The organism is Paenibacillus sp. JT31N11 (genome assembly GCF_056269285.1).
The window spans coordinates 126,228-148,509 of record NZ_JBWDNQ010000004.1; the positions used below are offsets into that span (position 1 = coordinate 126,228).

Annotated in this window: 24 protein-coding genes and 1 other annotated feature; of the genes, 19 read left to right on the forward strand and 5 right to left on the reverse strand. The window is 50.9% G+C overall.

Annotated elements, in window-relative coordinates:
• Window positions 1–22: 22 nt before the first annotated feature.
• The 3 genes from AC0YNV_RS16455 to mnmL are packed head-to-tail and all read right to left on the reverse strand — an operon-like array spanning window position 23 to window position 2,035.
• Window positions 23–418: a VOC family protein gene (locus AC0YNV_RS16455; RefSeq protein WP_475769032.1), complete on the reverse strand. Its 396-nt coding sequence runs from the start codon at window positions 416–418 to the stop codon at window positions 23–25.
• Window positions 419–459: 41 nt separating this feature from the next.
• Window positions 460–1,062 carry a tRNA 5-(aminomethyl)-2-thiouridylate-methyltransferase MnmM gene (gene mnmM / locus AC0YNV_RS16460; protein WP_475769033.1) on the reverse strand — a complete coding sequence of 201 codons (603 nt, stop codon included), beginning with the start codon at window positions 1,060–1,062 and terminating at the stop codon, window positions 460–462.
• Window positions 1,063–1,069: 7 nt separating this feature from the next.
• A complete protein-coding gene (gene mnmL / locus AC0YNV_RS16465) occupies window positions 1,070–2,035 on the reverse strand; it encodes a tRNA modification radical SAM protein MnmL/YtqA (RefSeq protein ID WP_475769034.1) in 966 nt (321 codons plus the stop codon).
• Between the two features lie 311 nt (window positions 2,036–2,346).
• Here mnmL and AC0YNV_RS16470 point away from each other — a divergent pair, with 311 nt between their 5' ends.
• Window positions 2,347–2,550: a hypothetical protein gene (locus tag AC0YNV_RS16470; protein ID WP_210045483.1), complete on the forward strand. Its 204-nt coding sequence runs from the start codon at window positions 2,347–2,349 to the stop codon at window positions 2,548–2,550.
• Between the two features lie 161 nt (window positions 2,551–2,711).
• Entirely contained in the window at window positions 2,712–3,494 is a 783-nt protein-coding gene (gene trmB, locus AC0YNV_RS16475) for a tRNA (guanosine(46)-N7)-methyltransferase TrmB (protein ID WP_475769035.1), read from the forward strand.
• Here trmB and AC0YNV_RS16480 read toward each other — a convergent pair.
• Entirely contained in the window at window positions 3,413–3,970 is a 558-nt protein-coding gene (locus tag AC0YNV_RS16480; RefSeq protein ID WP_475769036.1) for a phosphatase PAP2 family protein, read from the reverse strand. The genes trmB and AC0YNV_RS16480 overlap by 82 nt on opposite strands.
• Before the next feature lie 706 nt (window positions 3,971–4,676).
• Here AC0YNV_RS16480 and AC0YNV_RS16485 point away from each other — a divergent pair.
• The 5 genes from AC0YNV_RS16485 (at window position 4,677) to AC0YNV_RS16505 (ending at window position 8,022) form a co-directional block, all read left to right on the forward strand.
• Complete coding sequence (locus AC0YNV_RS16485) at window positions 4,677–5,915, forward strand: glycosyltransferase family 2 protein (RefSeq protein ID WP_475769037.1); 1,239 nt, start codon at window positions 4,677–4,679, stop codon at window positions 5,913–5,915.
• Window positions 5,916–5,999: 84 nt separating this feature from the next.
• Window positions 6,000–6,164, forward strand: a sequence feature (ribosomal protein L20 leader region).
• A gap of 5 nt (window positions 6,165–6,169) precedes the next feature.
• The gene (gene infC / locus AC0YNV_RS16490) at window positions 6,170–6,712 is read left to right on the forward strand and encodes a translation initiation factor IF-3 (protein WP_379219634.1); all 543 of its coding nucleotides are present in this window, start codon (window positions 6,170–6,172) and stop codon (window positions 6,710–6,712) included.
• A gap of 27 nt (window positions 6,713–6,739) precedes the next feature.
• On the forward strand, window positions 6,740–6,940 hold the full coding sequence (gene rpmI / locus AC0YNV_RS16495) for a 50S ribosomal protein L35 (RefSeq protein ID WP_210045487.1): 201 nt from the start codon (window positions 6,740–6,742) through the stop codon (window positions 6,938–6,940).
• Window positions 6,941–6,992: 52 nt separating this feature from the next.
• A complete protein-coding gene (gene rplT / locus AC0YNV_RS16500; RefSeq protein WP_210045488.1) occupies window positions 6,993–7,352 on the forward strand; it encodes a 50S ribosomal protein L20 in 360 nt (119 codons plus the stop codon).
• 310 nt (window positions 7,353–7,662) lie between these two features.
• On the forward strand, window positions 7,663–8,022 hold the full coding sequence (locus tag AC0YNV_RS16505; protein WP_210045489.1) for an eL33 family ribosomal protein: 360 nt from the start codon (window positions 7,663–7,665) through the stop codon (window positions 8,020–8,022).
• A 27-nt stretch (window positions 8,023–8,049) separates the two neighbouring features.
• Here the strand turns inward: AC0YNV_RS16505 and AC0YNV_RS16510 are convergent, their stop codons facing one another.
• Window positions 8,050–8,505: a GNAT family N-acetyltransferase gene (locus AC0YNV_RS16510; RefSeq protein WP_475769038.1), complete on the reverse strand. Its 456-nt coding sequence runs from the start codon at window positions 8,503–8,505 to the stop codon at window positions 8,050–8,052.
• A gap of 711 nt (window positions 8,506–9,216) precedes the next feature.
• On the opposite strand from AC0YNV_RS16510, the gene ilvB reads away from it, so the two are divergent.
• The 12 genes from ilvB (at window position 9,217) to AC0YNV_RS16570 (ending at window position 22,269) form a co-directional block, all read left to right on the forward strand.
• Window positions 9,217–10,962 carry a biosynthetic-type acetolactate synthase large subunit gene (ilvB, locus tag AC0YNV_RS16515; RefSeq protein ID WP_475769039.1) on the forward strand — a complete coding sequence of 582 codons (1,746 nt, stop codon included), beginning with the start codon at window positions 9,217–9,219 and terminating at the stop codon, window positions 10,960–10,962.
• Window positions 10,959–11,444 carry an acetolactate synthase small subunit gene (ilvN, locus tag AC0YNV_RS16520; protein ID WP_210045492.1) on the forward strand — a complete coding sequence of 162 codons (486 nt, stop codon included), beginning with the start codon at window positions 10,959–10,961 and terminating at the stop codon, window positions 11,442–11,444. The genes ilvB and ilvN overlap by 4 nt, the downstream gene beginning before the upstream one ends.
• 134 nt (window positions 11,445–11,578) lie before the next feature.
• Complete coding sequence (gene ilvC / locus AC0YNV_RS16525) at window positions 11,579–12,571, forward strand: ketol-acid reductoisomerase (protein ID WP_210045493.1); 993 nt, start codon at window positions 11,579–11,581, stop codon at window positions 12,569–12,571.
• Between the two features lie 191 nt (window positions 12,572–12,762).
• Window positions 12,763–14,307: a 2-isopropylmalate synthase gene (locus AC0YNV_RS16530; protein WP_475769040.1), complete on the forward strand. Its 1,545-nt coding sequence runs from the start codon at window positions 12,763–12,765 to the stop codon at window positions 14,305–14,307.
• 201 nt (window positions 14,308–14,508) lie between these two features.
• On the forward strand, window positions 14,509–15,870 hold the full coding sequence (locus tag AC0YNV_RS16535; RefSeq protein ID WP_475769041.1) for a sensor histidine kinase: 1,362 nt from the start codon (window positions 14,509–14,511) through the stop codon (window positions 15,868–15,870).
• On the forward strand, window positions 15,867–16,529 hold the full coding sequence (locus AC0YNV_RS16540) for a response regulator (RefSeq protein ID WP_475769042.1): 663 nt from the start codon (window positions 15,867–15,869) through the stop codon (window positions 16,527–16,529). Before AC0YNV_RS16535 ends, AC0YNV_RS16540 begins: the two co-directional genes overlap by 4 nt.
• Window positions 16,530–16,790: 261 nt before the next feature.
• Window positions 16,791–17,870 carry a 3-isopropylmalate dehydrogenase gene (leuB, locus tag AC0YNV_RS16545; protein ID WP_475769043.1) on the forward strand — a complete coding sequence of 360 codons (1,080 nt, stop codon included), beginning with the start codon at window positions 16,791–16,793 and terminating at the stop codon, window positions 17,868–17,870.
• 246 nt (window positions 17,871–18,116) lie between these two features.
• On the forward strand, window positions 18,117–18,665 hold the full coding sequence (locus tag AC0YNV_RS16550) for a peroxiredoxin (RefSeq protein ID WP_210045498.1): 549 nt from the start codon (window positions 18,117–18,119) through the stop codon (window positions 18,663–18,665).
• A gap of 216 nt (window positions 18,666–18,881) precedes the next feature.
• On the forward strand, window positions 18,882–19,307 hold the full coding sequence (locus AC0YNV_RS16555) for an FH2 domain-containing protein (RefSeq protein ID WP_210045499.1): 426 nt from the start codon (window positions 18,882–18,884) through the stop codon (window positions 19,305–19,307).
• Window positions 19,308–19,406: 99 nt separating this feature from the next.
• Window positions 19,407–20,237: an RNA polymerase sigma factor SigI gene (gene sigI, locus AC0YNV_RS16560; RefSeq protein WP_475769044.1), complete on the forward strand. Its 831-nt coding sequence runs from the start codon at window positions 19,407–19,409 to the stop codon at window positions 20,235–20,237.
• The gene (locus AC0YNV_RS16565; protein ID WP_475769045.1) at window positions 20,234–21,661 is read left to right on the forward strand and encodes an anti-sigma factor domain-containing protein; all 1,428 of its coding nucleotides are present in this window, start codon (window positions 20,234–20,236) and stop codon (window positions 21,659–21,661) included. The genes sigI and AC0YNV_RS16565 overlap by 4 nt, the downstream gene beginning before the upstream one ends.
• Before the next feature lie 236 nt (window positions 21,662–21,897).
• Window positions 21,898–22,269 carry an ATP-binding protein gene (locus tag AC0YNV_RS16570; protein ID WP_210045501.1) on the forward strand — a complete coding sequence of 124 codons (372 nt, stop codon included), beginning with the start codon at window positions 21,898–21,900 and terminating at the stop codon, window positions 22,267–22,269.
• Window positions 22,270–22,282 lie beyond the last annotated feature (13 nt).

The following is a 22,282-nucleotide window of genomic DNA, read 5'->3' on the forward strand; positions in this document are numbered from 1 at the left end:
TATGTATAGTGGTGTGCCGGTTCTATCGGCCAGGGGCAGGCTGGAACATCTCGAGAAACTCGCCATCGGGGCCATAAAAGAAAAAATAACGCGCTCCATTGGGCAATGTCGTGATTTCGGTGTCTTTTAATGGAACGCCAAGCTGCTTGATACGGGCAAATTCTGCCTCAACATCATCCACGGTGAAAGCGGTATGATGAGTTCTGCCTTCAACAGCCAGCTCTCCTTCGTAGCCTTCCACCAGCTCAAGCTGGGATTCCTGGGCGTCAGCCCCCGCGAGAAAAGCAAGACGTATGATGCCGTTGGTGTGCGTCATGGTATACAGATGCTTCAAACCGACTACTTCGGTATAAAAGGGAAGTGATTGATCCAAATCCTTAACCATGATGCCTACATGCTCCAGTTTACGTACAGCCATTATAAATTCCTCCTTATAAATTTCAAGCGATTGCCCCGGGATTAGTCTTTGGTCTGGATTGATTTCTTCTCTACCGCCAGCAGGAAAGGCGAGGCAGGCTTCTGCGGCATGCGGTACAGCACGGCTTGTCCTGCACCCTGGGGCAGCGAGGACGCCCATTGCTCCACAGCAGCGGCTTCCTGATCGCCTCCGGGGTGGCCGGGATACAGCACGATTGTCAAAATGCCGCCCGGACGAAGCAGCCCAAGGGACGCATCCAGGGCGGCGAGCGTAGATGCGGTCTTTGTGATAATGGAAGTATCGGCCTCAGGTCCCGGGAGGAAGCCAAGATTGAACATGACAGCGCCCAGGCGCTTCCTGGAATCCTCCGCGATATGCATGGCCATGCCGGCATGGCTGCCATGGATCAGACACAGCTCGGGAAGCCGGTCCCGGGGGAGGGCCGAAGCAAGCCGCTCCTTCGTGCGCCGGAGAGCCTGCTCCTGAATATCGAAGGCATACACACGGCCGCGGGGGCCGATCTGCTCGGCCAGGAACAGAGTGTCATTGCCATTGCCGCATGTCGCATCAACAGCTGTATCTCCGGGAGACAGGCGGTCGGCAGCCAGCTTGTGCGCCATGCCCAGAACGGATAGGAACCCCATTCTCAGCCTATGCCTCCCATAACCGGCCCTGCCAGGTATTGCGGCGGCTGAGCTCATCATCAATGGCATTGAGTACTTCCCACTTCTTCAGGCTCCACATGGGTCCGATAAGCAGGTCGCGGGGAGCGTCGCCGGTCAGCCGGTGGACAATCATCTCCGGAGGGAGCAGTTCCAGCGTATCGGCGATCAGACCAATATATTCATCCTGGTCAAGAAAACGCAGCAGACCGGCTTCATATTGCTTGACCATGGGTGTCTTGCGCATCAGATGCAGCAGGTGGATTTTGATTCCCTGTATATCCATGGCTGCCACCGCGCGCCCTGTATCCAGCATCATCTCATGTGTTTCCTGGGGCAGCCCGTAGATAATATGCGCGCATACGCGTATTCCTCGCGCCCGCAGACGTGCGACGGCATCCTTATAGCATTCGGTATCATGCGCCCGGTTGATCAATTTCGACGTGGATTCGTGAACCGTCTGCAGTCCCATCTCTACCCATAGATAGGTGCGTTCGTTCAGCTCCGCCAAATAGTCCACCACATCATCCGGCAGACAATCCGGTCTTGTCGCGATCGACAAACCAACGACACCAGGCTGGCTCAGAATCGCTTCATAATATTCACGGAGCTCTTCAACAGGAGCATAGGTGTTGGTATAAGCCTGAAAATATCCAATATAACGCGCCTCGGGCCATTTTAGATGCTGCAGATCCCTGACCGTATTAAACTGCGTGACCAGATCGTCCCGGCGGCTGCCGGCAAAATCTCCCGATCCCCGCGCGCTGCAGAATGTGCAGCCGCCGGCAGCGATGGAGCCATCGCGGTTGGGGCAGGTGAAGCCTGCATCCAGCATGACCTTGAATACTTTCCCGCCGAACTGCTCGCGCATTTCATAGTTCCAGGTATGGAACCGTTTATCCGACCACTGCCTGGGCGCAGCGCCCGGATGGTCAATCTGCGTAATCGCCTGCATAGCATGTTCTCCTCTTGCATAAGTCATCTTGCAATCATTAATCACAATTGTATCGAAAATTTGCACGGAGCGCTACGCCGCCGCCCCATCTCAATAATAATCCAGTTTTAAACGACTGGAGAACCCCATTATTTACTGGAAAAAAATCCGCTCAAATTAACGAAAAAGGCTTGCAATACCTTACATAAAGTGTTATATTAAAAGTGCGACAAATCAACATTTTCGGTTATTTCACCCTTATTCCAATCACTTGTCATAGCTTGTCGGTTTTCTGGAAATTCTATTAACTAAAAACCGTGAGGTGATTCAGGATGAACACGCAAGTGAAAATTCCCCAAGGGGACGAGAAGGTTACGATTCAGTTGACGCGCAAGGAAATGATGGCACTGGCCGGTATACGCTTTCATGGCAACCATAATATTGAAGTTTCAGCTCGCAAGAAGCTGAATGAAGCTTTGGTGGAAACCTATGAATCGGACAGCGCGCAGGGCAATTCCCGTCAGATACTTAATTAAAAGAAGATTTTTTGAATATACACCCTAAGCCGAGCGGCGAGACTTCTGACGCCATCGGCTTTTTGTTTTTTTATATTTGAGGCTGGTCTTTACAAGCGGGCTGTTGTTCGGCACAATAAGGACGAATAAGGGTAAAGCGATATTGGAGGAATCAAGCGACTATGCGTCTTAGAGGAAGAAAAGGAATTCGGGAAAGCTTGGAAGCGCAGCCGGAGCTCGTCGTTCTGGAGGCGGCGCCGCTCAAGGGGCGCTGGAGCGAATTATTTGACAATGACCATCCTATTTATGTGGAGCTTGGAATGGGCAAAGGACGTTTTATCACGGATATGAGCGTTCGCAATCCTCAGATTAACTACATCGGCATTGATATGTACGACGAGCTGATTCGCCGGGCAAGCGACAAGGCGCGCATCGCCTGGGCGGAAAAAGGGGAAGAGAATCCGCGGAATCTGGCGCTCGTCCGTGCTAATATCGAGACGATCGAAGACATTTTTGCTCCCGGGGAGATCCAGCGCATACATTTGAATTTCAGCGATCCCTGGCCAAAAGGCAAACATGCGCGAAGAAGGCTGACCCACTCGCGGTTTGTGTCGAAATACATCGAGATTCTGAATTCACTCGGTGAAATTCATTTCAAGACAGACTCCCAGTCTCTGTTCGAGTTTTCGCTCAACAGCTTCGCGGACATGGAGCTTCATATGCGGAGCATTTCACTCGATTTGCATAAGGAGGGATTGCGCAACGATCTCGTGCTGACTGAATATGAAGCCAAATTTGTCAATCGCGGCAATCCGATCTACCGGGTGGAGGTTGTTATCGGCCAAGAGGCTTTGTCTGCGCACAGGGAAACCAAGCGGCAGACTCAGTTGAAGGACCAGGCGGCGCACACCAGCATCGAGGTCAGCGATCCCAGTACAGCCCCTGCTGCAACGTCAGAGGGATAATGCAGTCCCAGATACATCCTCGACCATCCGACGGAGACGCCAAGAATAAGAGCGACCGGCAGCAGCAGAGGCATCAGAGCGGATTCTGCGGCCAGCCAGGGCATCAACCAGGCAAATATAGCTGTGGTATGTCCGGATGGGAATGAGGAATCACATAATGGCTTGAGCACTGTGTTTACCTTGGGCAGAGCTTGATGCGGTCTCAAACGCCGGAATTTGCGCTTCACAAGCGCGACCGGTAAATGGCTGATGGCGACTGCAATCGCCGCCTGCCAACCAGCGGTATGCCAGGGCTCGGCGGCCAGCAGCGCGCATAATAGGGCGGTGACCAGTGTGAACGTCGCGCCGCCCGTATGCGTGATCATATTCAACCATCTTCCCAGCCATTTATTCAAACCCCGATGGGAAGGTCCGCGGTTCACCCACAGAAATATCCGCTGCTCATTGGATTGCAGCCAGTACACGACTCGACTCACAGAGCAAACCTCCTTCCTTAAGGCGAAGCTGGATTTTCCGAATTTATTTTCAGTTTACAGCCGATTTGTTCACGCTGTGTCAATCCGCATCATTTGCTTATCACTATTTAACCACATATAGGCTTATACGAACTAGGGTGCAAATTAGAGTTCCAGTTCGTTTCTTGTATCTTGCGAGCTATTTGGGGGCGTTTATTCAAAGAAAAACGCCTATTTTGCATGGACAGGAGAATTTAATCGTATTTTGACCGAAATTTTCCGTTTTACAATCGGCATAGGATGGTTAAGATGTTATGGAGATACATGAGAAGCTTAAGTTAGGATACTGTCCAAAACGCCGTATCCAATGGTGAATGATGGAAATATGCCTTTGCGTTCATCATTTCGTCACATTGGAAACAGGCTTGGATGAAACTTTTCCCATTGTATTTTCGTTAAGTAAATGGGCAGCATTTTTCGTAAACGAGTCAAAATAAGGGAGTAACGACAGAAAAACATGGTTTGAGCTCATTGAATGGTTATGTAAGCCCTTTTCCAAGCTTACATGACCGAAAAAAGGCCATTTGCGCTTTTGACAAAAAGAATAATTGTGTGGAAAATCATTATGGCTGCGGAAAACAAACATAAAACCGCATCAATGAACAACGCACGCAACAAAAAACAGAGAGAATATGAAAAATGGGGTCTCAAGGGGGCAGTAAAAGTTATGGTCAATTCTCTTTTAATTTTTTTCCAGATCTTCTTGGCTTTCGTCGGTGTTTACCAGTTTACAATTTCGTTATTCGGTATCGTCAGAAAAAAGAGACATCTCAACCACAAACCGCAAAAGTCATTCGCAGTGCTTGTCGCCGCTCACAATGAGGCGCAGGTGGTCGGGGCATTAATCGAAAACCTGAAAAAGCTTGATTATCCGAAAGAACTTTACGATATTTTTGTCATTTGCGACAACTGCACAGATACCACCGCCGACATTGCACGAAGCCATGGCGTTCATGCCTGCGAGAGGAAAAATCCGCATTTGCGCGGCAAAGGACATGCGATTGAATGGATGCTCAAGGAGCTGTGGGGCATGCCCCGCCAGTACGATGCGATCGTCATGTTTGATGCCGACAACCTGGTCGGTAACGATTTCCTCGTCCACATGAATAATGACCTTTGTGAAGGCAAGAAAGTCATTCAGGGTTATCTGGATACGAAGAATCCTGCCGATTCATGGGTTACAGCATCGTATGCCATCACGTACTGGTATTGCAACCGGCTGTGGCAGCTGTCCCGCAGAAACCTGAACATGGCCAACTACCTCGGAGGAACAGGCATGTGCTTTGACTCCGAGCTGTTGAAGGAAATGGGTTGGGGAGCAACCAGCCTGGTAGAGGATCTGGAGTTCTCGATGCGGTGTGTAAAACGCGGCATTCACCCGGTACTTAATTACGACGCCAAGGTATACGACGAGAAGCCGCTGACCTTCAAGGCTTCATCACGCCAGCGTCTGCGCTGGATGCAGGGGCATTTTACAGTAGCGCGGCATTACTTCTTCCCGCTGCTGTGGGCGAGCATCAAGGAGCGCAATTTTGTGAAATTCGATGCCGCACTGTATTCCATCTCGGTGTACAATACCTTTATCGGCTTTGTAGCGACTGCGATGCTCTGGATGGATAATATAATTCCTGCCCATAATGCATTTACGTCGATTTATTATTACCTGCCGTATTGGGTGCCGATTGTTGCGATCTCAGCAACAGCGGTCATGTTCCCGCTCGTGATGATTCTGGAAGGCATCAAATCCGGCAAGATGTATGCGCATCTGCTGTCCATGATCGTATTCCAGCTCTCATGGCTGCCTATTACGTTCTATGCCTTCTTTACACAAAACAACAAGCAATGGAGCCATACCCAGCATACGCGTGTGCTTCGTTTGGAAGAAGTGCAAAGCAAACAGGTCTGATCTGACTTCGCTTGTCATTTGATGATTGACATCAACTGGATTGTTATGCTATATTAATTCGGTAGTGCCAGTATGTCTGGTGTTAAGCAAAAGCAGAAGCACCCGCTTCTCACCTGTCCGGCAGTCGGCTGGCTGGTTCGCGATCGATGATTGACTTAGGCTCGCCGCTAGAGAGTGGCGATGATTGAAATGCCTACAATCTTGGTTAATGGAATGCGGGTCCGTGCGGATCCGCATTTTTTATTTTGTTTGTGATTCGCAAAATTTGGAGGTGGCAGGTTATTAGCAGGGAACATCAAATCAACGATGAAATTCGGGCCCGCGAGGTACGTGTAGTAGGTGCCGAGGGAGAACAAATCGGAATCAAATTATTTCGTGAAGCGCTGCAAATGGCAATCGATTTAAACATGGATCTTGTTAACATTGCGCCCACTGCGAAACCGCCGGTTTGCCGCATCATGGATTATGGCAAATTCCGCTATGAAACGCAGAAGAAAGAGAAGGAAGCCCGCAAGAATCAGAAGATTGTGGACACCAAGGAAGTGTGGTTCCGTGCCAATATCGACGAGAACGACTACCAGACAAAGTTCCGCAATGTTGTGAAGTTTCTGGGTGAAGGCGACAAAGTGAAATGCTCCGTCCGTTTCCGCGGCCGCGAAATTACGCATGCATCCGTCGGTCAGAAAATTCTTGACCGGCTGGCGAAGGAAGTTGCCGATCTGTGCGTGATGGAACGTATGCCGAAGCTTGAAGGCCGGAGCATGATCATGATATTGGCGCCCAAAACAACCAACTAACGTTTAATCTATGAGGAGGATCATCAAATGCCTAAAATGAAAACACACAGCAGTTTGAAAGACCGCTTCAAAATCACCGGAACCGGCAAAGTGAAACGCTTCAAGGCGTTCCGCAATCATTTGCTCTCCGGCAAGTCAGCCCGTCAAAAGCGCGTACTGGCAACGCAGCCGCTTATGGCAGCAGGCGATGTACGCCGCTTGAAGCAAGGTCTTTCAAACTTGAAATAGTACATTACGAGAGTAAACATAAGCATAACCAACATTCGGGAGGTTTCTATTCATGGCAAGAGTTAAAGGCGGATTTGTCCGCGCACGTCGTCGTAAAAGAGTTTTGAAGCTGGCTAAAGGCTACTTCGGCTCCAAGCATCGCCTATTTAAAACAGCAAAAGAGCAAGTGATGAAATCGCTGCTCTACGCATACCGCGACCGTCGTCGCAACAAACGCGATTTCCGCAGACTGTGGATCGTTCGTATCAATGCTGCAGCACGTTTGAACGGGCTGTCATACAGCAAGTTCATGTTCGGCTTGAAACAAGCTGGAGTTGAAGTGAACCGCAAAATGCTCGCTGACCTTGCCGTCAATGACATTAATGCATTCAACTCGCTTGCAGGCATCGCAAAAGAGAAAGTAAACGCGTAGCGTTTACACATAGCATGAAACAAAAAGAGCCTTCCATCTATGGAACAGGCTCTTTTTTGTTGTGTCCATTGAAATTTGCGAAATTCAAGGCATGTGACCCTATCCCGCTGCCTATGCTCAAAGAAGTAACTAAAAACAGGACAACCGCACGGCCTATCTTTGTCCCTTATGGACAACGGTACAGTCCCTAATTGCCGGTTCCGAATAAGCTATATAGGACAACTAAGCTTTCGGTGCCTCAAGCGAATGGCCCTATGCAGCGGGATGCCGGAAGTAAAGGTTCGCTAGAAAATTAGAGGAGGGATTGCATATGCAACGCGTCTCCAATGAGCAAGCTCGTAAACTTGTTGGCAAAACCATTTATGCGGTTCGCAAAGACGGCTCGGTACGGACGGGCAAGCTCGTCCGCGTCCATCAGAATAAGCTCTATTTGCGTCCGGCCGGCAAAGATAAAGCAAAATCAGTCAAGACCAAAGCGATTCTGCCGCTCGTACTGTTTGATTTACTGGCAATCGGCACACTTCCGTTTGCCGGCGGCTTCGGAGGTGGCTTTGGTGGCTTCGGAGGTGGCTTCGGAGGCGGCGGCTTTGGAGGCCCTTATGGCGGCGGCTTCGGAGGCGGCGGCTTCGGAGGCCCATGCTGCCAGCCGGGATTTAAAAACTTTTATTAATAACTGCCGTTTTGCAGCCCGGGGGAGTTAAAAAGAGGTTGTCAATGATTTGATCATTTCATAACATTGATAATCTGGCAGATCACGGACGGTTTTATAGCCGAGCTGGGTATAAAGCCGCATTGCGCGGGGATTGCTGTAATCCACGAATAACCGGGCTGTTTTACATTTGTGAATCCGTCCGTATGCTTCCCCTTGTGCCATCAATTGGGTTCCCAGCTGTTTTCCCCGATGCTGGGGATGAACGGCGAGCATGTCGTAAAGCAGCGTCTCACCTCGTATATAGAGATGGACGAAGCCCATCGGCGTGCTCGTTTTTGTTCGTGCAGCGACGAAGGTGACGCCGTCACGAAGCCGCTTGGGCAGATCGCGGATTGCTTGCGCATCCCTGGGGGATGTCGTATAGGAAAGTGGGATCAGTTCCCTGATTATCAGGCGGATAATCTCGGGATCATCGGTCCGCGCCCGTCTACGTCTAATCAATGAGATCAACCCGCTTTCGGTCAGGCTTGAATTTGCAGCTGCTGATACCGGCTTTTATAATGTTTTACCATCTTATGTACGGACGCCGGGAATTGCTCCGCAGTGCAAGGATGGATTTCTTAAGTTTTTGCTTCGGCAGAAGCTTATAATGGTTCTTGACTAACCCGGTGCCGAAGCATATAATAAGCTGTAAGCAAGACGAAGCTCATCATATGACGCAAGTAATCGCTGGCACGAAGTATCGGGCTGGGCTATGTGTCGTCATGGATGATAAGCGTTATATTCCGGAAATATCGGAACGGCCAAGCAGGTTTAGTTCTGATATTCACAAAATAATGTATCTGCTATGAAGAGGACGAAGTGTTAAGGGCTCTTTTGCTCAGAGAGCGGACGGATTTGCTGCAACCGTCGCCAAAAACCCTTTCCAACGAGCTCACCTCGGAGCTGTTTCCCTGAAAAGCTTTCCCGATTGGATGATGATTGAAGCATCTAATAGTGGAGACCGTATTAGGGGAAATCGTAGGGCACACGTTAATGTGCCAGGGTATGAACGATGGCGTGCACGCCGTTCTTACCTGTTGAGGTTATTTGCTGCGAAGTGAATAACAAACCTGGGTGGTACCACGGAAGATATACCTTTCGTCCCTAGACGCTGAACAAGCGTCAGGGCGCGGAAGGTTTTTTTGTTTTTCTAGAGAGGAGGACGACTTAATGGTCGCTCAAAGTGCAACGCTAAGGTCAAAAGAAGAATTGATGGAAAGAATGAGTAAACCAGATGTCATTACCGGTTCGGAAATGCTGCTTCGCAGCTTGGTGCTTGAGGGTGTCGATTGCGTCTTCGGTTATCCCGGAGGAGCTGTATTGTTCATTTATGATGCGATGCATGGATTCTCGGATTTCCATCATCTGCTGACCCGTCACGAGCAAGGCGCCATTCATGCGGCAGACGGCTATGCGCGTGCAAGCGGTAAAGTCGGCGTATGTATAGCGACGTCGGGACCGGGAGCTACGAATTTAGTGACAGGTATCGCAACCGCGTATATGGATTCGGTGCCGCTTGTCGTCATCACCGGCAATGTAGCGACGAATTTTATCGGGACGGATGCTTTTCAGGAAGCGGATATTACCGGCATTACGATGCCGATTACCAAACATAGCTATCTGGTGCGCGACGTTAAGGATCTGCCCCGCATTATCCATGAAGCTTTCCATATTGCCAACACTGGCCGCAAAGGCCCGGTATTGATCGATATTCCCAAGGATGTATCCTCGCATAAGGCGATGTTCAAGCCTGTGAACGAAGTCAGCATCCGCGGCTACAATCCGACGGTTTCGGCGAAGAAGCCGCAAATTGACAAAATGATCAAAGCCATTGAGGAAGCGGAACGTCCGGTCATTCTTGCGGGCGGAGGGGTTGTATATTCCGGCGGGCATGAGGAATTGTATGAATTCGCCACCAAAGCGGGCGTGCCGATTACAACGACGCTGCTCGGTCTTGGCGCATTCCCGAGCGGCCACGAGCTGTGGATGGGAATGCCGGGTATGCACGGCACTTTTACAGCTAATAAAGCTATCCAAGGGGCCGACCTGCTGGTTAATATCGGAGCGCGCTTCGACGACCGGGTAACGATGAAGCTCGACGGCTTTGCTCCGAATGCAAAAATTGTACACATTGACATCGATCCGGCGGAAATAGGCAAGAACGTTCCTACCGATATTCCGATCGTTGGCGATATCAAAACCGTGCTGCAGCAGGCCAACAAGGAAGTGAAATATGCAGCCAAAGCCGATGCCTGGCGTGCGCATATTCAGCAGTCCAAGCTGGATCATCCGCTGGGTTACGTCGATTCCGAAGTGGTGCTGAAGCCGCAGTGGGTTATCGAGATGATCCATGAGACGACCAAGGGTGAAGCGATCGTAACGACAGACGTCGGCCAGCATCAAATGTGGGCGGCGCAGTATTACCGTTTTAATCAGCCCCGTTCCTGGATCACATCCGGGGGCCTCGGCACGATGGGCTTTGGATTCCCGTCCTCCATCGGCGCCCAGATGGCGCATCCTGACCGGCTGGTTGTCTCCATCAATGGAGACGGCGGCATGCAGATGTGCGCGCAGGAGCTGGCGGTTTGCGCGATTAACAACATACCGGTCAAAGTGGCTATTATCAACAACCAGGTGCTTGGAATGGTTCGTCAGTGGCAGGAGCTGATTTATGAGAACCGGACCAGCCACATTGATTTGGCGGGCAGCCCGGACTTCGTAAAGCTGTCTGAAGCTTATGGAGTAAAGGCTTTCCGTGCGACGAACAAGGAAGAAGCGCGTGATGCCTGGATTGCGGCCTTGGATCATCCGGGACCGGCTGTTGTCGAATTTGTCGTCCGCAAAGACGAGAATGTCTATCCGATGGTTACGCAAGGATCGACGATCGATGATATGCTATTGGGGGATTCGGAATGAAGAAACATACAATCGCCGTACTCGTAAACGATCAACCCGGCGTTCTGCAGCGCGTTTCCGGCTTGTTCGGACGCCGGGGGTTCAATATTGAAAGCATCACCGTGGGGACAAGCGAAGAACCGGGCTTGTCCCGGATGGTCATCGTCACGTCTGGCGATGATCACACGCTTGAGCAAGTAACAAAGCAATTGTACAAGCTTATTGACGTTATCAAGGTTATCGATCTGAGCGCCAACCCTATGGTCGGCCGCGAATTGGCACTGATCAAGGTCAATGCCGAACCCTCATCCCGTCCGGAGATTCTCGGAGTAGTGGATACGTTCCGGGCAGCTGTGGTAGATATTGGCACAAGCACGCTGATGGTTCAGGTTGTCGGCGATACCGACAAGATTGATGCCATGGTAGAGCTCCTGAAGCCTTACGGTATCCGCGAGCTGTCACGCACGGGCGTAACCGCTATGATCCGCGGCAGCGCCAAGTAGTAGAAGAAGCTAAACATGAACCGCCATTTTGGGCGGGAGTTAAAGCGGGGGAGCTCGGGATAGCAGCTTTATTCCGACCATCCCTCCTTTAACACCCGCTCAAAAGGGTCAAATTAAAGGAGGCTTTATTATCAATGGCAGTTACATTGTATTATGAAAAAGATGCAGACCAAAGCGTTCTGCAAGGTAAAACGATCGCCGTTATCGGTTACGGCAGCCAAGGACATGCACAAGCACAAAACCTGCGCGACAGCGGTTTGAAAGTGGTTATCGGTCTTCGTTCCGGTAAATCGGCTGACAAAGCTAAAAACGACGGTTTTGAAGTGTTATCCGTAGCGGAAGCGACGAAAATCGCTGATGTCGTACAAATCCTGATGCCTGATGAAACGCAAGCCAAAGTGTACAAGGAAGAAATTGAACCAAACCTGAAAAAAGGCGCGGCTCTCTTGTTCTCCCATGGCTTTAACGTTCATTTTGGACAAATTATCCCTAATAAAGATACCGATGTACTGCTCGTCGCTCCTAAATCGCCGGGCCACATGGTTCGCCGCACCTATGTAGAAGGCTTTGGAGTTCCAGGGCTTATCGCAATCGAGCAGGATGCTACAGGCAATGCCAAAGCAATCGGCCTTGCATATGCAAAAGGTATCGGCTGTACTCGTGCAGGCGTTATCGAAACATCTTTCCGTGAAGAGACCGAAACCGACTTGTTCGGTGAGCAAGCGGTACTTTGCGGAGGAGCAAGCGCACTGGTTAAAGCAGGCTTCGAAACGCTGGTTGAAGCCGGCTACGCGCCAGAGATGGCTTACTTCGAGTGCTTGCATGAGCTGAAGCTGATCGTCGATCTGATGTATGAAGGCGGACTTGCTTCCATGCGCGATTCGATTTCCAACACTGCTGAGTACGGCGACTACGTTTCCGGACCTCGCATTGTAACAGACGAAACGAAAAAAGCGATGAAAGCCGTTCTGGAAGACATCCAAACCGGACGTTTCGCCCGTGACTTCATCCTTGAGAACCAATCCAACCGCGCTATGCTGACGGCTACACGCCGCAACGAAGCCGAGCATCCAATCGAGGTTGTCGGCGGACAGCTTCGTGAATTAATGCACTGGATCAAGAAGTAATCGACTGTTGAATTAGCTGACGGGGAAAGAAGGCTGCGTCGTTCACGCTATGTGAACGGCGGGCTTGTTTTTCTTCTTAAATACGGTTGCATCTTATCCCGGATTATCGGGACGCTCCCCGCACTGCCTGCCTGGCAAATGAGGGGGGCGTCTCGCCATCCGGGATCATTCCGTTCATGGAGGTGTACGACTTGCGTAAAATTTATGTATTTGATACGACGCTTCGCGATGGCGAGCAATCACCCGGTGTGAACCTGAACACGAAAGAAAAGGTCGAAATCGGCCTGCAGCTGGAGAAGCTGGGCGTCGACCGGATTGAAGCCGGTTTTCCTGCCGCCTCGCCAGGCGACCTGGAGGCTGTTAATGCGGTTGCGCGCGCCGTCAAGAACGCGACAATCATCGGCCTGGCCCGTTCGCGGGAGCAGGATATTGACGCGGTCAAGGAAGCGCTGAAAGGAGCGCAGGATCCCTGCATCCACTTGTTTCTGGCTACGTCGCCGATTCACCGCAAGCACAAGCTGCGGATGGAGAAGGAGCAGGTGCTGGAAACAGCCGAGAGAGCGATCCGTTATGCGAAACAGTATTTCGATAAGGTGGAATTCTCCCCGGAGGATGCCGGCCGCACGGAGCTTGATTTTCTCTGTGAAGTAACGGCGATGGCCATTCGCGCCGGTGCGACGGTCGTTAATATTCCGGACACGGTGGGCTATATGAATCCGTCCGAATTCGGCCATATATTCAAAACGCTGAAATCGGAGGTTCCGGGCATCGAGAAGATTCAGCTGAGCGCGCATTGTCATGATGATTTGGGAATGGCAACAGCCAATGCGCTGGCGGCGATTCTGAACGGCGCCGATCAGATTGAAGGCACCATTAACGGAATTGGCGAGCGTGCGGGCAATACCGCAATCGAGGAAGTCGCGATGGCGCTTGCGACGCGCGCTGATTTCTTCCAGGCGAAGACGTCGCTCACGTTGAGTGAAATTGCCAAGACGAGCCGTCTGGTCAGCAAGCTGACCGGCATGGTCGTACCGGGCAACAAAGCAATCGTGGGAGCAAACGCGTTCGCGCATGAATCCGGGATCCATCAGGACGGCATGCTGAAGGAGAAAACGACCTACGAGATTATTTCGCCTGATATTATCGGCTTGAAGGAATCCAAGCTTGTTCTTGGCAAGCACTCCGGACGGCACGCCTTCCGTGAGAAGCTTATCGATTTGGGATATGAACTGGACGAGGAGTCCGTGAACAAGGCGTTCGCGAAATTCAAGGATCTGGCCGATAAGAAGAAGGATGTCAGCGATGAGGATATTCGCGCGCTTCTTGAGGAGAAGCTGGTGGATACGCCCGAAGTCTTTACGCTGGAGACGATCCAGGTCAGCTACGGCAACCAGTCGGTGCCAAGCGCCACTGTCCGTATCAGCATTGAGGAGCGCGGTGTAAGGGAGCAAAAAGCGGAGGGCAACGGCTCCGTCGATGCGATCTACAATGCGATTGACGCGGTGACAGGAGAAGTGGTCGAGCTGGAAGACTACTCGATCAAGTCAGTTACACAGGGCAAGGACGCGCTTGGCGAGGTCCATGTCGTGCTTGGTCAGGAAGGCGTATCGGCGCAGGGCCGCGGCCTGAGCACCGACATTCTGGAAGCCAGCGCACGCGCCTATATCGATGCTCTTAATCGTTTGATCGATAAACGCAAGTCGCCGGGCCGGCGCGATAAGATGAGCCTGATATAAAGCCGGAGTCCGTAATTATAGCATGACCGCAAACAGAGAACGCCTCAGCCTCCCCTTTGATTGGTGGAGCTGAAGCGTTTTTTTTCGGTTCTTTCAGAATATATAGCATTTCATGTCTCCCTGTCTTCGTTTTTTCCCCGCTTAGGTCTATGAACCCATGCTATAATGGGGTATATATGTTTTGGGAGGATCATAAAGCGGATGTTATTTGTTTGGATCGCGCTGTGGACCACATCTGCCTTGCTGATGGCAACCAACCGGAAGAGCGTCGCCGTTCGCTGGCTCAGTCTGGTCGCGTTCTGTGGCGGGACTGGCGCACTGGCCTCCAATCTTGATGGCTGGATTTTGGCCTGGCTTGAATCCCGGCTGATCAATGACGATCGTGAGAAGCTGCTGCGCATTCTTCAGCGGGGCTGCTCCTGGATAAGCTATTATGTTCTGCCATACGCATTTCTCTGCTTTGCTTCCGCCTATCATGTGGGGGCGATTCCATTCTCCTACGCCAGGAAGCTTCCATTCGCAGCGCTGCTGTTCCCCGTGGGGATGCTCGCGGTTCCGGTCACCTCGAATACACCTGTCCATTTTGGACTTTTGGCGATATGGGCAATTCCCTATTTGATTCTGGGAGCCGTACTGCTCCTTATGAAGCGTGACCGTCATCCGGCTGACCGGCGGGCGCATGCGGTGATGATGGCCGCGGTCCTTCCAGCGGTCCTGATTGCGCTGTTTATGAATTATTTGCTGCCTTTATTCGGCGTTTACGGCATGTGGCGTTATAATGTGTGGCCAATCGCCTTTGCATTTGTTGTTTTTATAATAGCGTTGTTTAATTTTGGTTTTCTTGGGGTTCAGCTTCTTATTGAGCGTAAAAGATTGGATTTCTCGCTGCGGGCGATTACAAGCGGCACAGCCATGCTCAATCACGCCATCAAGAATGACATTGGGAAAATCAAGCTGTTCAGCGACAAAATCGAGCGGGCGGCTGAACCGGATCAGGAGCTGCGGGATGATATCCGCGTCATCGGATCTGCTGCCGTGCACATCGAGGAAATGATCCGCAGCGTGCACGAGCGCACCCAGGAGCTCCGGCTGCAGCCGGAGCAGATCAGTCTCGCTCCCCTGGTTCGCGAGCAGTTGAAGGCGCTTAAGCCCCGGCTCCAGGGCAGGATCGTTCTTTATGCCGACTATGATGAGGGAGCTGCTGTTCTGGCTGATCCCGCACAAACGGCTGAGGCGATCAACAATGTGCTGTCCAACGCGGTTGAAGCGATGCCGGAAGGCGGAGAGCTCAGAGTGAGAGTGATTGGCGGAAAACGCGGCAGCACAATTGAGGTACGCGACAGCGGCGTGGGGATCGAAAAGCGGCATCTACGCAAAGTCACAGAGCCCTTCTTTACGACGAAAAGCGGCAAAGCCATGAATTTCGGGCTTGGTCTGGCATACTGCAGCCAGCTGATGCATCGGCAGGGCGGCGAACTGAAATTGCAAAGCGAGTCCGGCAGGGGAACTGTAGTGTCTTTCCATTTTCCAGCGATTAAACAGGCAAAAGGAGCATGGCGATGACAGATGTTAACCGCATACGAGTGATGATTGTGGAAGATGATCCCGATTGGCGCAGAGGGTTGGCCGCCTACATTAACAGTCAGCCTGACATGAGTACGGCCGCGGAGGCGGATACGGCGGAAAATGCACTGCAGCGCGCGGTTGAGGTGAAACCGGATGTCATCCTGCTTGATATTATGCTTGCCGACAGCCCTGATGGGCTGAGACTTGCAGGAGAGCTCCCTTTGTCGTCGGATGCGCGGATTATTATGCTGACCTCTATGGACGATAAAGCATTCGTTGTGGAAGCGTTCCGTGCCGGGGCGGTTAATTACCTGGTCAAATCGGATTTCTCGACAATCCCTGAAGCCGTCCGCAAGGCGGCAGCCGATCACTCGTCGATTGATGCCTCCGCAGCCCGCCAGATGCTGGAGGAGTTCCGGCGCCTGAAGCATCTGGAGCGGGAATACGAGGTGGATAAGTTCAAGCGGCAGGTTACTCCTTCAGAACTGCAGCTGCTGTCCATGATTCACGAAGGATACAGTCAATCCGAGATTGCGGAGAAGGAATTTCTGTCGCTGCGTACGGTCAAAAATCATGTAACCAATATTTTGCGCAAGCTGGGCGGCAAAAGCAGCAAGGATGCTGCCCAAAAAGCCAAGGACATGGGGTTGTTCTAGAGACTGCGTAGAACTGCCCAAAGATGATTCCACGAAAGCAGAAGCAATATAAGCCCGTTTACTCTTAACTGCCCGGTTATAAGCTTATGCATAACGCCTATAAAAGTCATAGCTTTAATATCTTTGTCTTATGCGCGGAAATATGGTACAACTGAACATAGACTGAGAATCATAATCAAAAGGGCTGTCAGCTTCGGCAGCGAAACGCATCGCGTCCTCAAGAGCGGCAGCAGCCCATTCAAAGGAGAGTTCATTACCATTATGGCAGACGTGAAAAAAATAGCGGTCATCGCGGGCGACGGAATCGGACCGGAAGTTGTAGCCGAGGCGCTTAAAGTATTGAAGAGAACCGAGGAGCTGTTCGGTTACCGGTTCGAAACCGAGCATGGCTTGTTCGGCGGTATCGCCATCGACGAGAAGGGCACTCCGCTGCCTCAGGAAACGCTCGACATTTGCAAAGGGGCCGACGCAGTGCTGCTTGGAGCGGTTGGCGGACCCAAATGGGATAACAATCCGAAGGAGCTTCGTCCCGAAACCGGACTGCTCGGCATCCGCAAGGCACTCGGCCTGTTCTCCAATATTCGTCCGGCAACTGTATTTGACTGCCTCAAAGAAGCTTCTACATTGAAGCCTGAAGTACTTGAAGGCACAGATCTGATTGTTGTGCGCGAGCTTACCGGGGGAATCTATTTTGGCGAGAAATTCCGCCGCGAGGGTGCAGGCGGCGAAGAAGCCGTGGATACTTGCGTTTACAATGTAACGGAGATTGAGCGCATTGTCCGCCAGGCGTTCGAGATTGCCCGGACGCGCCGCAAGAAGCTGGCGTCGGTCGACAAGGCGAACGTACTGGAAACCTCCCGCCTGTGGCGCGAGGTTGTGAACCGGATCGCCCCTGACTATCCCGATGTGGAGCTGGAGCATGTTCTGGTGGATAACTGCGCAATGCAGCTGCTCCGCCGTCCGTCAAGCTTCGATGTTATTGTAACGGAAAACATGTTCGGCGATATTCTGAGCGATGAAGCGGCGATGCTGACTGGTTCAATCGGTATGCTGCAATCCGCATCCCTGGGCGAAGGAAGCTTCGGCCTCTACGAGCCGGTACATGGTTCTGCGCCTGATATTGCGGGACAAGGCATTTCCAATCCGATCGCGACTATTCTTTCAGTTGCACTGATGTTCAGACTGACCTTTGACTATAAGGATGCTGCGCAATCGATCGAGGATGCCGTTGAATCCGTGCTTAACGCCGGCCACCGTACGGGAGATATCGCAGTTGATAAAAGCAAGGCGATCGGTACCGTTGCCATGGGCGATTTGATTATTGCCGCTATGAAGAAATAATTTATAATAATTATTAAAAAGTAATTATTTCATTCTTGACTTTGTTACAAAGTGATGTTAGGATTTTAAACAGGGCAAGAATTCTTTAGGCGCATGCAATTCCCAAATCCGGTCATCCGTACCAATCGGGACTGGGTGAAGGGAGGCGCCGAATAATCAAGCGCAAGCTTCCCGGGGCTGACTACCGCACAAGCGGAAGTGGTCAAGGAAGCAAAAGCGCGAAAAAAACTTAGGAGGTATTCACAAATGGCAGAACGTTTGGTAGGTCGTCCGGCTCCTGATTTCTCATTGGAAACCGTGACTGGAAATGGACAAGATTTCGGCAATGCATCCCTTGCAGACTACAAAGGCAAATGGTTAGTGCTCTTCTTCTATCCTTTGGATTTCACTTTTGTGTGTCCGACAGAAATCACTGCTCTTAGTGAAGCAGCAAGCCAATTCAGCGAGCTGAAAACCGAAATTCTGGGTGTCAGCGTAGACAGCAAACACAGCCACCGCGCTTGGATCAATACACCTGTTAACGATAACGGTCTTGGCAAATTGAACTTCCCTCTTGCCGCAGACATCACGAAAAGTGTTGCCCGTGACTACGGCGTCCTGATCGAAGAAGAAGGCATCGCGCTTCGCGGCCTGTTCATCATCGATCCGGAAGGCGAAATCAAATATCAAGTCGTTAACCATAACGATGTAGGCCGCAGCGTTGAAGAAACGCTTCGTGTTCTGCAGGCGCTGCAATCCGGCGGCTTGTGCCCGATCAACTGGAAACCAGGCGACAAACATCTGGTTGCGAAATAAATTTTTCCTTTATTAATCAATAAAACCCGGCAGTCTCCGTGAGACTGCCGGGTTTTCGCCGTATTCCCCACCTGTGGCAAACGAAGGCCGGTCAAGTAGGGCGGGTATTAATCCGCAGTCAAGCAGGAATTATAAACATAGGTGACGAATACCTTTATAAAAGTTTAAAACCTGATTCTTACAGATGTTCAATGTGGAGTAAGGAGGGAGACTGTCATGAGTTTCTGTTGCGGTGCAAGCATGATTGGCACAAACGGTACGTTAAAACATTTTCGTACACATATTCATAATGTTCCTATTTTATTCTGTCCGGTATGTCATCGAGTGGAAATTCATCATATGGTTGAGAACGAATATGAAATCTTGGCTGAATATGCCCACGGCGACGGTGCTTCCGAAGTCGATTTTCTTGAATATGTGGAGCAGGACAATGTCACCCTGTTCGAGAACTGCGTAAACAACGAGGACGAGGATCCCATGGACGTCGTACAAAATCAGATCGATATGGCACTTGATCTGCTCTGCTTTGCTAAACAAATTTCTGATGAAGCTTGGCAAACGGAATTGAAACGAAGGCTGGGAACGCTAAGCCAGCGGCGTAACAAACTTCGTAAGCGGCGGACATCTGAAGGATATTGTTAACGGTTTACGCCTCCTTGTCAAGGGGGCTTTTTTCTTTGATAAGGCCAGGTTGTTACACCCCCTCAAGACAGAGGATCAGCACGAAGCATGTAAGGTGAGGTGGAATGGTTGCTACTCGTCGTATTCAAACGATTATTCGGCAAACACGGGGCCGGCTTGCCGCCGCAGAAGCACGACAGGGCCAGTCCCGAGACGATGGTGGAGCTTATCCGTTCCGGTGAAGCTTCGCGCGATGAATTCATCGCTGCCTATAAGCCGTATATCGCTAAAGTTACGAGCCGTTTTTGCAAAAGATACATAGATCCCATGCGGGATGATGAGTTCAGTATTGCGCTCAGCGCCTTCAACGAGGCGATTGAGCAGTTTTCAAGCCAGGCAGGAAAATCGTTTCTCGGCTTTGTCGAAACGGTGATCCGGCGCAGGCTTATTGACTATGTGCGAAAAGAACAGCGCCATCACTTATGTGTACCCTACAGCGCTTTTGATAGTTTGGATGAAGAGGGACAAAATGTAAATCCCATTGAACTGCGGGAATCGGTTCACCGCTATCAGCTTTCTCAAGAAGCGGACTCCAGGAAAATGGAAATTGCTGAATATAACCGCAATTTGCAAATGTATGGCATTTCCTTTATGGATTTGCCGGATTTATCGCCTAAGCATACAGATTCCCGGCAGATGCTGATTGCTATTAGCTGCAGTCTGGCTTCGGATCCAGGGATGTACATGACATTAAAAACGACCCGCAAGCTCCCGGTTAAAGAGCTTTGTGAGGTTTCCGGAGTTTCGAGAAAAACCATTGAGCGGAACCGCAAATATCTGATTGCACTAGCTGTGCTGCAGCATGGGGACTACCCTTATCTCCAGCATTATTTGGAGCCCGTTCTATCATCTTACAGGGAAGCAGCGCCGTCGAAGGGAGAGAGAGTATGAATCGCGGAATCATAATGGAGGTAGGCAAACGTCATTTGATCGTGCTGACGCCTGATGGCTCATTCTATCGGGTGCCTTTCAAACCGGATGCATCCATCGGCGAAGAGATAACTTTTCCGGCGAGTGCCAGACGGAATCGTCCGCGCAGCATATACCGCTTAAGCGCGCTGGCCGTCGCGCTCACGCTTCTTCTTCTCATACCTTTGCTGCTGATACCCTTCAAGGAACATTCGGCTGTGGCCGCATATTTGACAATGGATATCAATCCTAGTCTGGAGCTGGGAATTGACGAGAGCGAGCGCGTGATTGAGCTTCGCGCCCTGAATCAGGCGGGAGCTGCTGTCATTACAGATCTTCCCTTCCGTGATTTGCCTCTGGAGCAGGTGACGGAGTCGATCATGGAGCGTATTCAAGCCAGGCCCTATTTTGCAAATCATGAAGGCAATATTGTCATTACAAGCATTATGATGAGGCAGGATGACGACGTATTCTACGAATCGCTGCTGACGCAGCATATGGATGAAGCCGTTCAAAAGGCGCTGGCCGAATCCTCTCTCCCAAGCGAAGCCCATGTTGAAGTGACGACGTTGTCTGCGCCGAAGGAAGTGCGGGATGAAGCCAATGAACAGGGGATATCTACTGGAAAGATGGCTGTTTATTTGCTGGCCAAGAGCCAGGGGCATGAGGTTACCGTAGAAGAATTGAAGAAACATTCGATTTCCCACACCACGGAAGACTGGGGAGGAGTCAAAGCGGTTGTCGGTGATACGCAGAAGGTTCAGCCTGATCAGAACAAGAAACAGCTCCAGGAGCTGCTGAAGCAGGAGAAGGATTTGCAAAGCCAGGTGAAAAATACTGCGTCTGATCAGTCGCAAACGGCGGATAAGGAGAAGCAGCCCGGAACAACTGAGAAGGATGCTGCGCCATTGGGAAATAACAAGGATAAGAAAGAAGCGGCTGCCAGCAAGGATTCCGGGGATAAAGAACGTTCCGCTAGCAAAGCGAATACCAGCAAAACTTTGCCAAGGAAGGGGAGCGAGGTAAATACGGCGCTGCATCCAAATGAGGCAGACGGGGCACTTGCAGATAAGAAGCATCCCATCCCGAAAAGGCATGATAAGGATAACCCCAATCAGAACCAGGATAAGGTTAATAACCAGCGCGGCAGCAGTAAAAACCAGGACAGCAGTCGGCATCGCAGCAGCGATAACCGGGACGGGCTGAATAATAGAAGCTATGGGACCACAAGGGGCGGGAATCTGCAGCATCAGCAGGAGCGCTCCCGGGACGGCCAATCGGTTTCCAAACAAGGACGCGGGCGGGAAGAGGCAAAAGACACTTCCAAAGGCCGCGATTTTGACGCAAAAGGGAGAAAAATCCAAGGAGGCGCCGATGATCGGCGATCAGGTGGGAACAAGCAGTAATAACCAGAATATTACAGGACTGTCCCGGAATAAATGATATTTACCACAATATTACAGATTAGTCCCGGAACAGGGACGAAAGCTTGGGTATATTGTTCCTTTTTGGAACAGCGTATTTCGACAGTATCTCCTGTTGACACAAAATAGATGATATCTCTATGATTAGTATAGGCATATCCCTACTTGGAAGCAGACCAGGAATAATTGGTTTAACGAAGTGGAGGCGATATCGTATAGTGGAAATGTTCCATTTTCGCGGGACGGCCGATGTCATCATCGCACGTCAGAGAGGAAGGGGCATTGCAAAAGCGATCGGCTTTGGTCTCGTTGATCAGACGATTATTGCGTATATCATTTCAGAATTGGCAATAAAGCTGAATGCATTCAGTGAGAAAGGATATATGGGAATACGAACCATCGCCGGATGCAGAGAAGAATCGGAGCTCGGCATCGAAGTGCGGCTGTTTGACCAATTTCATGGACTGAGCCGGGGCCAAATAACCAATGTGGAGAAGCTCGTCGATGATATGGATATGATACGTGATCGTGCACACGGGACTGTGATGACGTTTCGTAAATGGCTGGTCTCTCCGCTTCATATCGATTAACCGATTTGTGCTG

What these genes read in the sequence shown, in the direction of transcription:
- AC0YNV_RS16485 (WP_475769037.1), top strand. Translation starts at nt 4,677, where the DNA reads ATGGTCAATTCTCTTTTAATTTTTTTCCAGATCTTCTTGGCTTTCGTC.
- trmB (WP_475769035.1), top strand. Translation starts at nt 2,712, where the DNA reads ATGCGTCTTAGAGGAAGAAAAGGAATTCGGGAAAGCTTGGAAGCGCAG.
- rplT (WP_210045488.1), top strand. Translation starts at nt 6,993, where the DNA reads ATGGCAAGAGTTAAAGGCGGATTTGTCCGCGCACGTCGTCGTAAAAGA.
- AC0YNV_RS16540 (WP_475769042.1), top strand. Translation starts at nt 15,867, where the DNA reads ATGACAGATGTTAACCGCATACGAGTGATGATTGTGGAAGATGATCCC.
- leuB (WP_475769043.1), top strand. Translation starts at nt 16,791, where the DNA reads ATGGCAGACGTGAAAAAAATAGCGGTCATCGCGGGCGACGGAATCGGA.
- mnmM (WP_475769033.1), bottom strand. Translation starts at nt 1,062, where the DNA reads ATGGGGTTCCTATCCGTTCTGGGCATGGCGCACAAGCTGGCTGCCGAC.
- ilvB (WP_475769039.1), top strand. Translation starts at nt 9,217, where the DNA reads ATGGTCGCTCAAAGTGCAACGCTAAGGTCAAAAGAAGAATTGATGGAA.
- mnmL (WP_475769034.1), bottom strand. Translation starts at nt 2,035, where the DNA reads ATGCAGGCGATTACGCAGATTGACCATCCGGGCGCTGCGCCCAGGCAG.
- AC0YNV_RS16505 (WP_210045489.1), top strand. Translation starts at nt 7,663, where the DNA reads ATGCAACGCGTCTCCAATGAGCAAGCTCGTAAACTTGTTGGCAAAACC.
- AC0YNV_RS16555 (WP_210045499.1), top strand. Translation starts at nt 18,882, where the DNA reads ATGAGTTTCTGTTGCGGTGCAAGCATGATTGGCACAAACGGTACGTTA.
- AC0YNV_RS16535 (WP_475769041.1), top strand. Translation starts at nt 14,509, where the DNA reads ATGTTATTTGTTTGGATCGCGCTGTGGACCACATCTGCCTTGCTGATG.
- ilvC (WP_210045493.1), top strand. Translation starts at nt 11,579, where the DNA reads ATGGCAGTTACATTGTATTATGAAAAAGATGCAGACCAAAGCGTTCTG.
- AC0YNV_RS16455 (WP_475769032.1), bottom strand. Translation starts at nt 418, where the DNA reads ATGGCTGTACGTAAACTGGAGCATGTAGGCATCATGGTTAAGGATTTG.
- rpmI (WP_210045487.1), top strand. Translation starts at nt 6,740, where the DNA reads ATGCCTAAAATGAAAACACACAGCAGTTTGAAAGACCGCTTCAAAATC.
- AC0YNV_RS16470 (WP_210045483.1), top strand. Translation starts at nt 2,347, where the DNA reads ATGAACACGCAAGTGAAAATTCCCCAAGGGGACGAGAAGGTTACGATT.
- AC0YNV_RS16550 (WP_210045498.1), top strand. Translation starts at nt 18,117, where the DNA reads ATGGCAGAACGTTTGGTAGGTCGTCCGGCTCCTGATTTCTCATTGGAA.
- AC0YNV_RS16565 (WP_475769045.1), top strand. Translation starts at nt 20,234, where the DNA reads ATGAATCGCGGAATCATAATGGAGGTAGGCAAACGTCATTTGATCGTG.
- ilvN (WP_210045492.1), top strand. Translation starts at nt 10,959, where the DNA reads ATGAAGAAACATACAATCGCCGTACTCGTAAACGATCAACCCGGCGTT.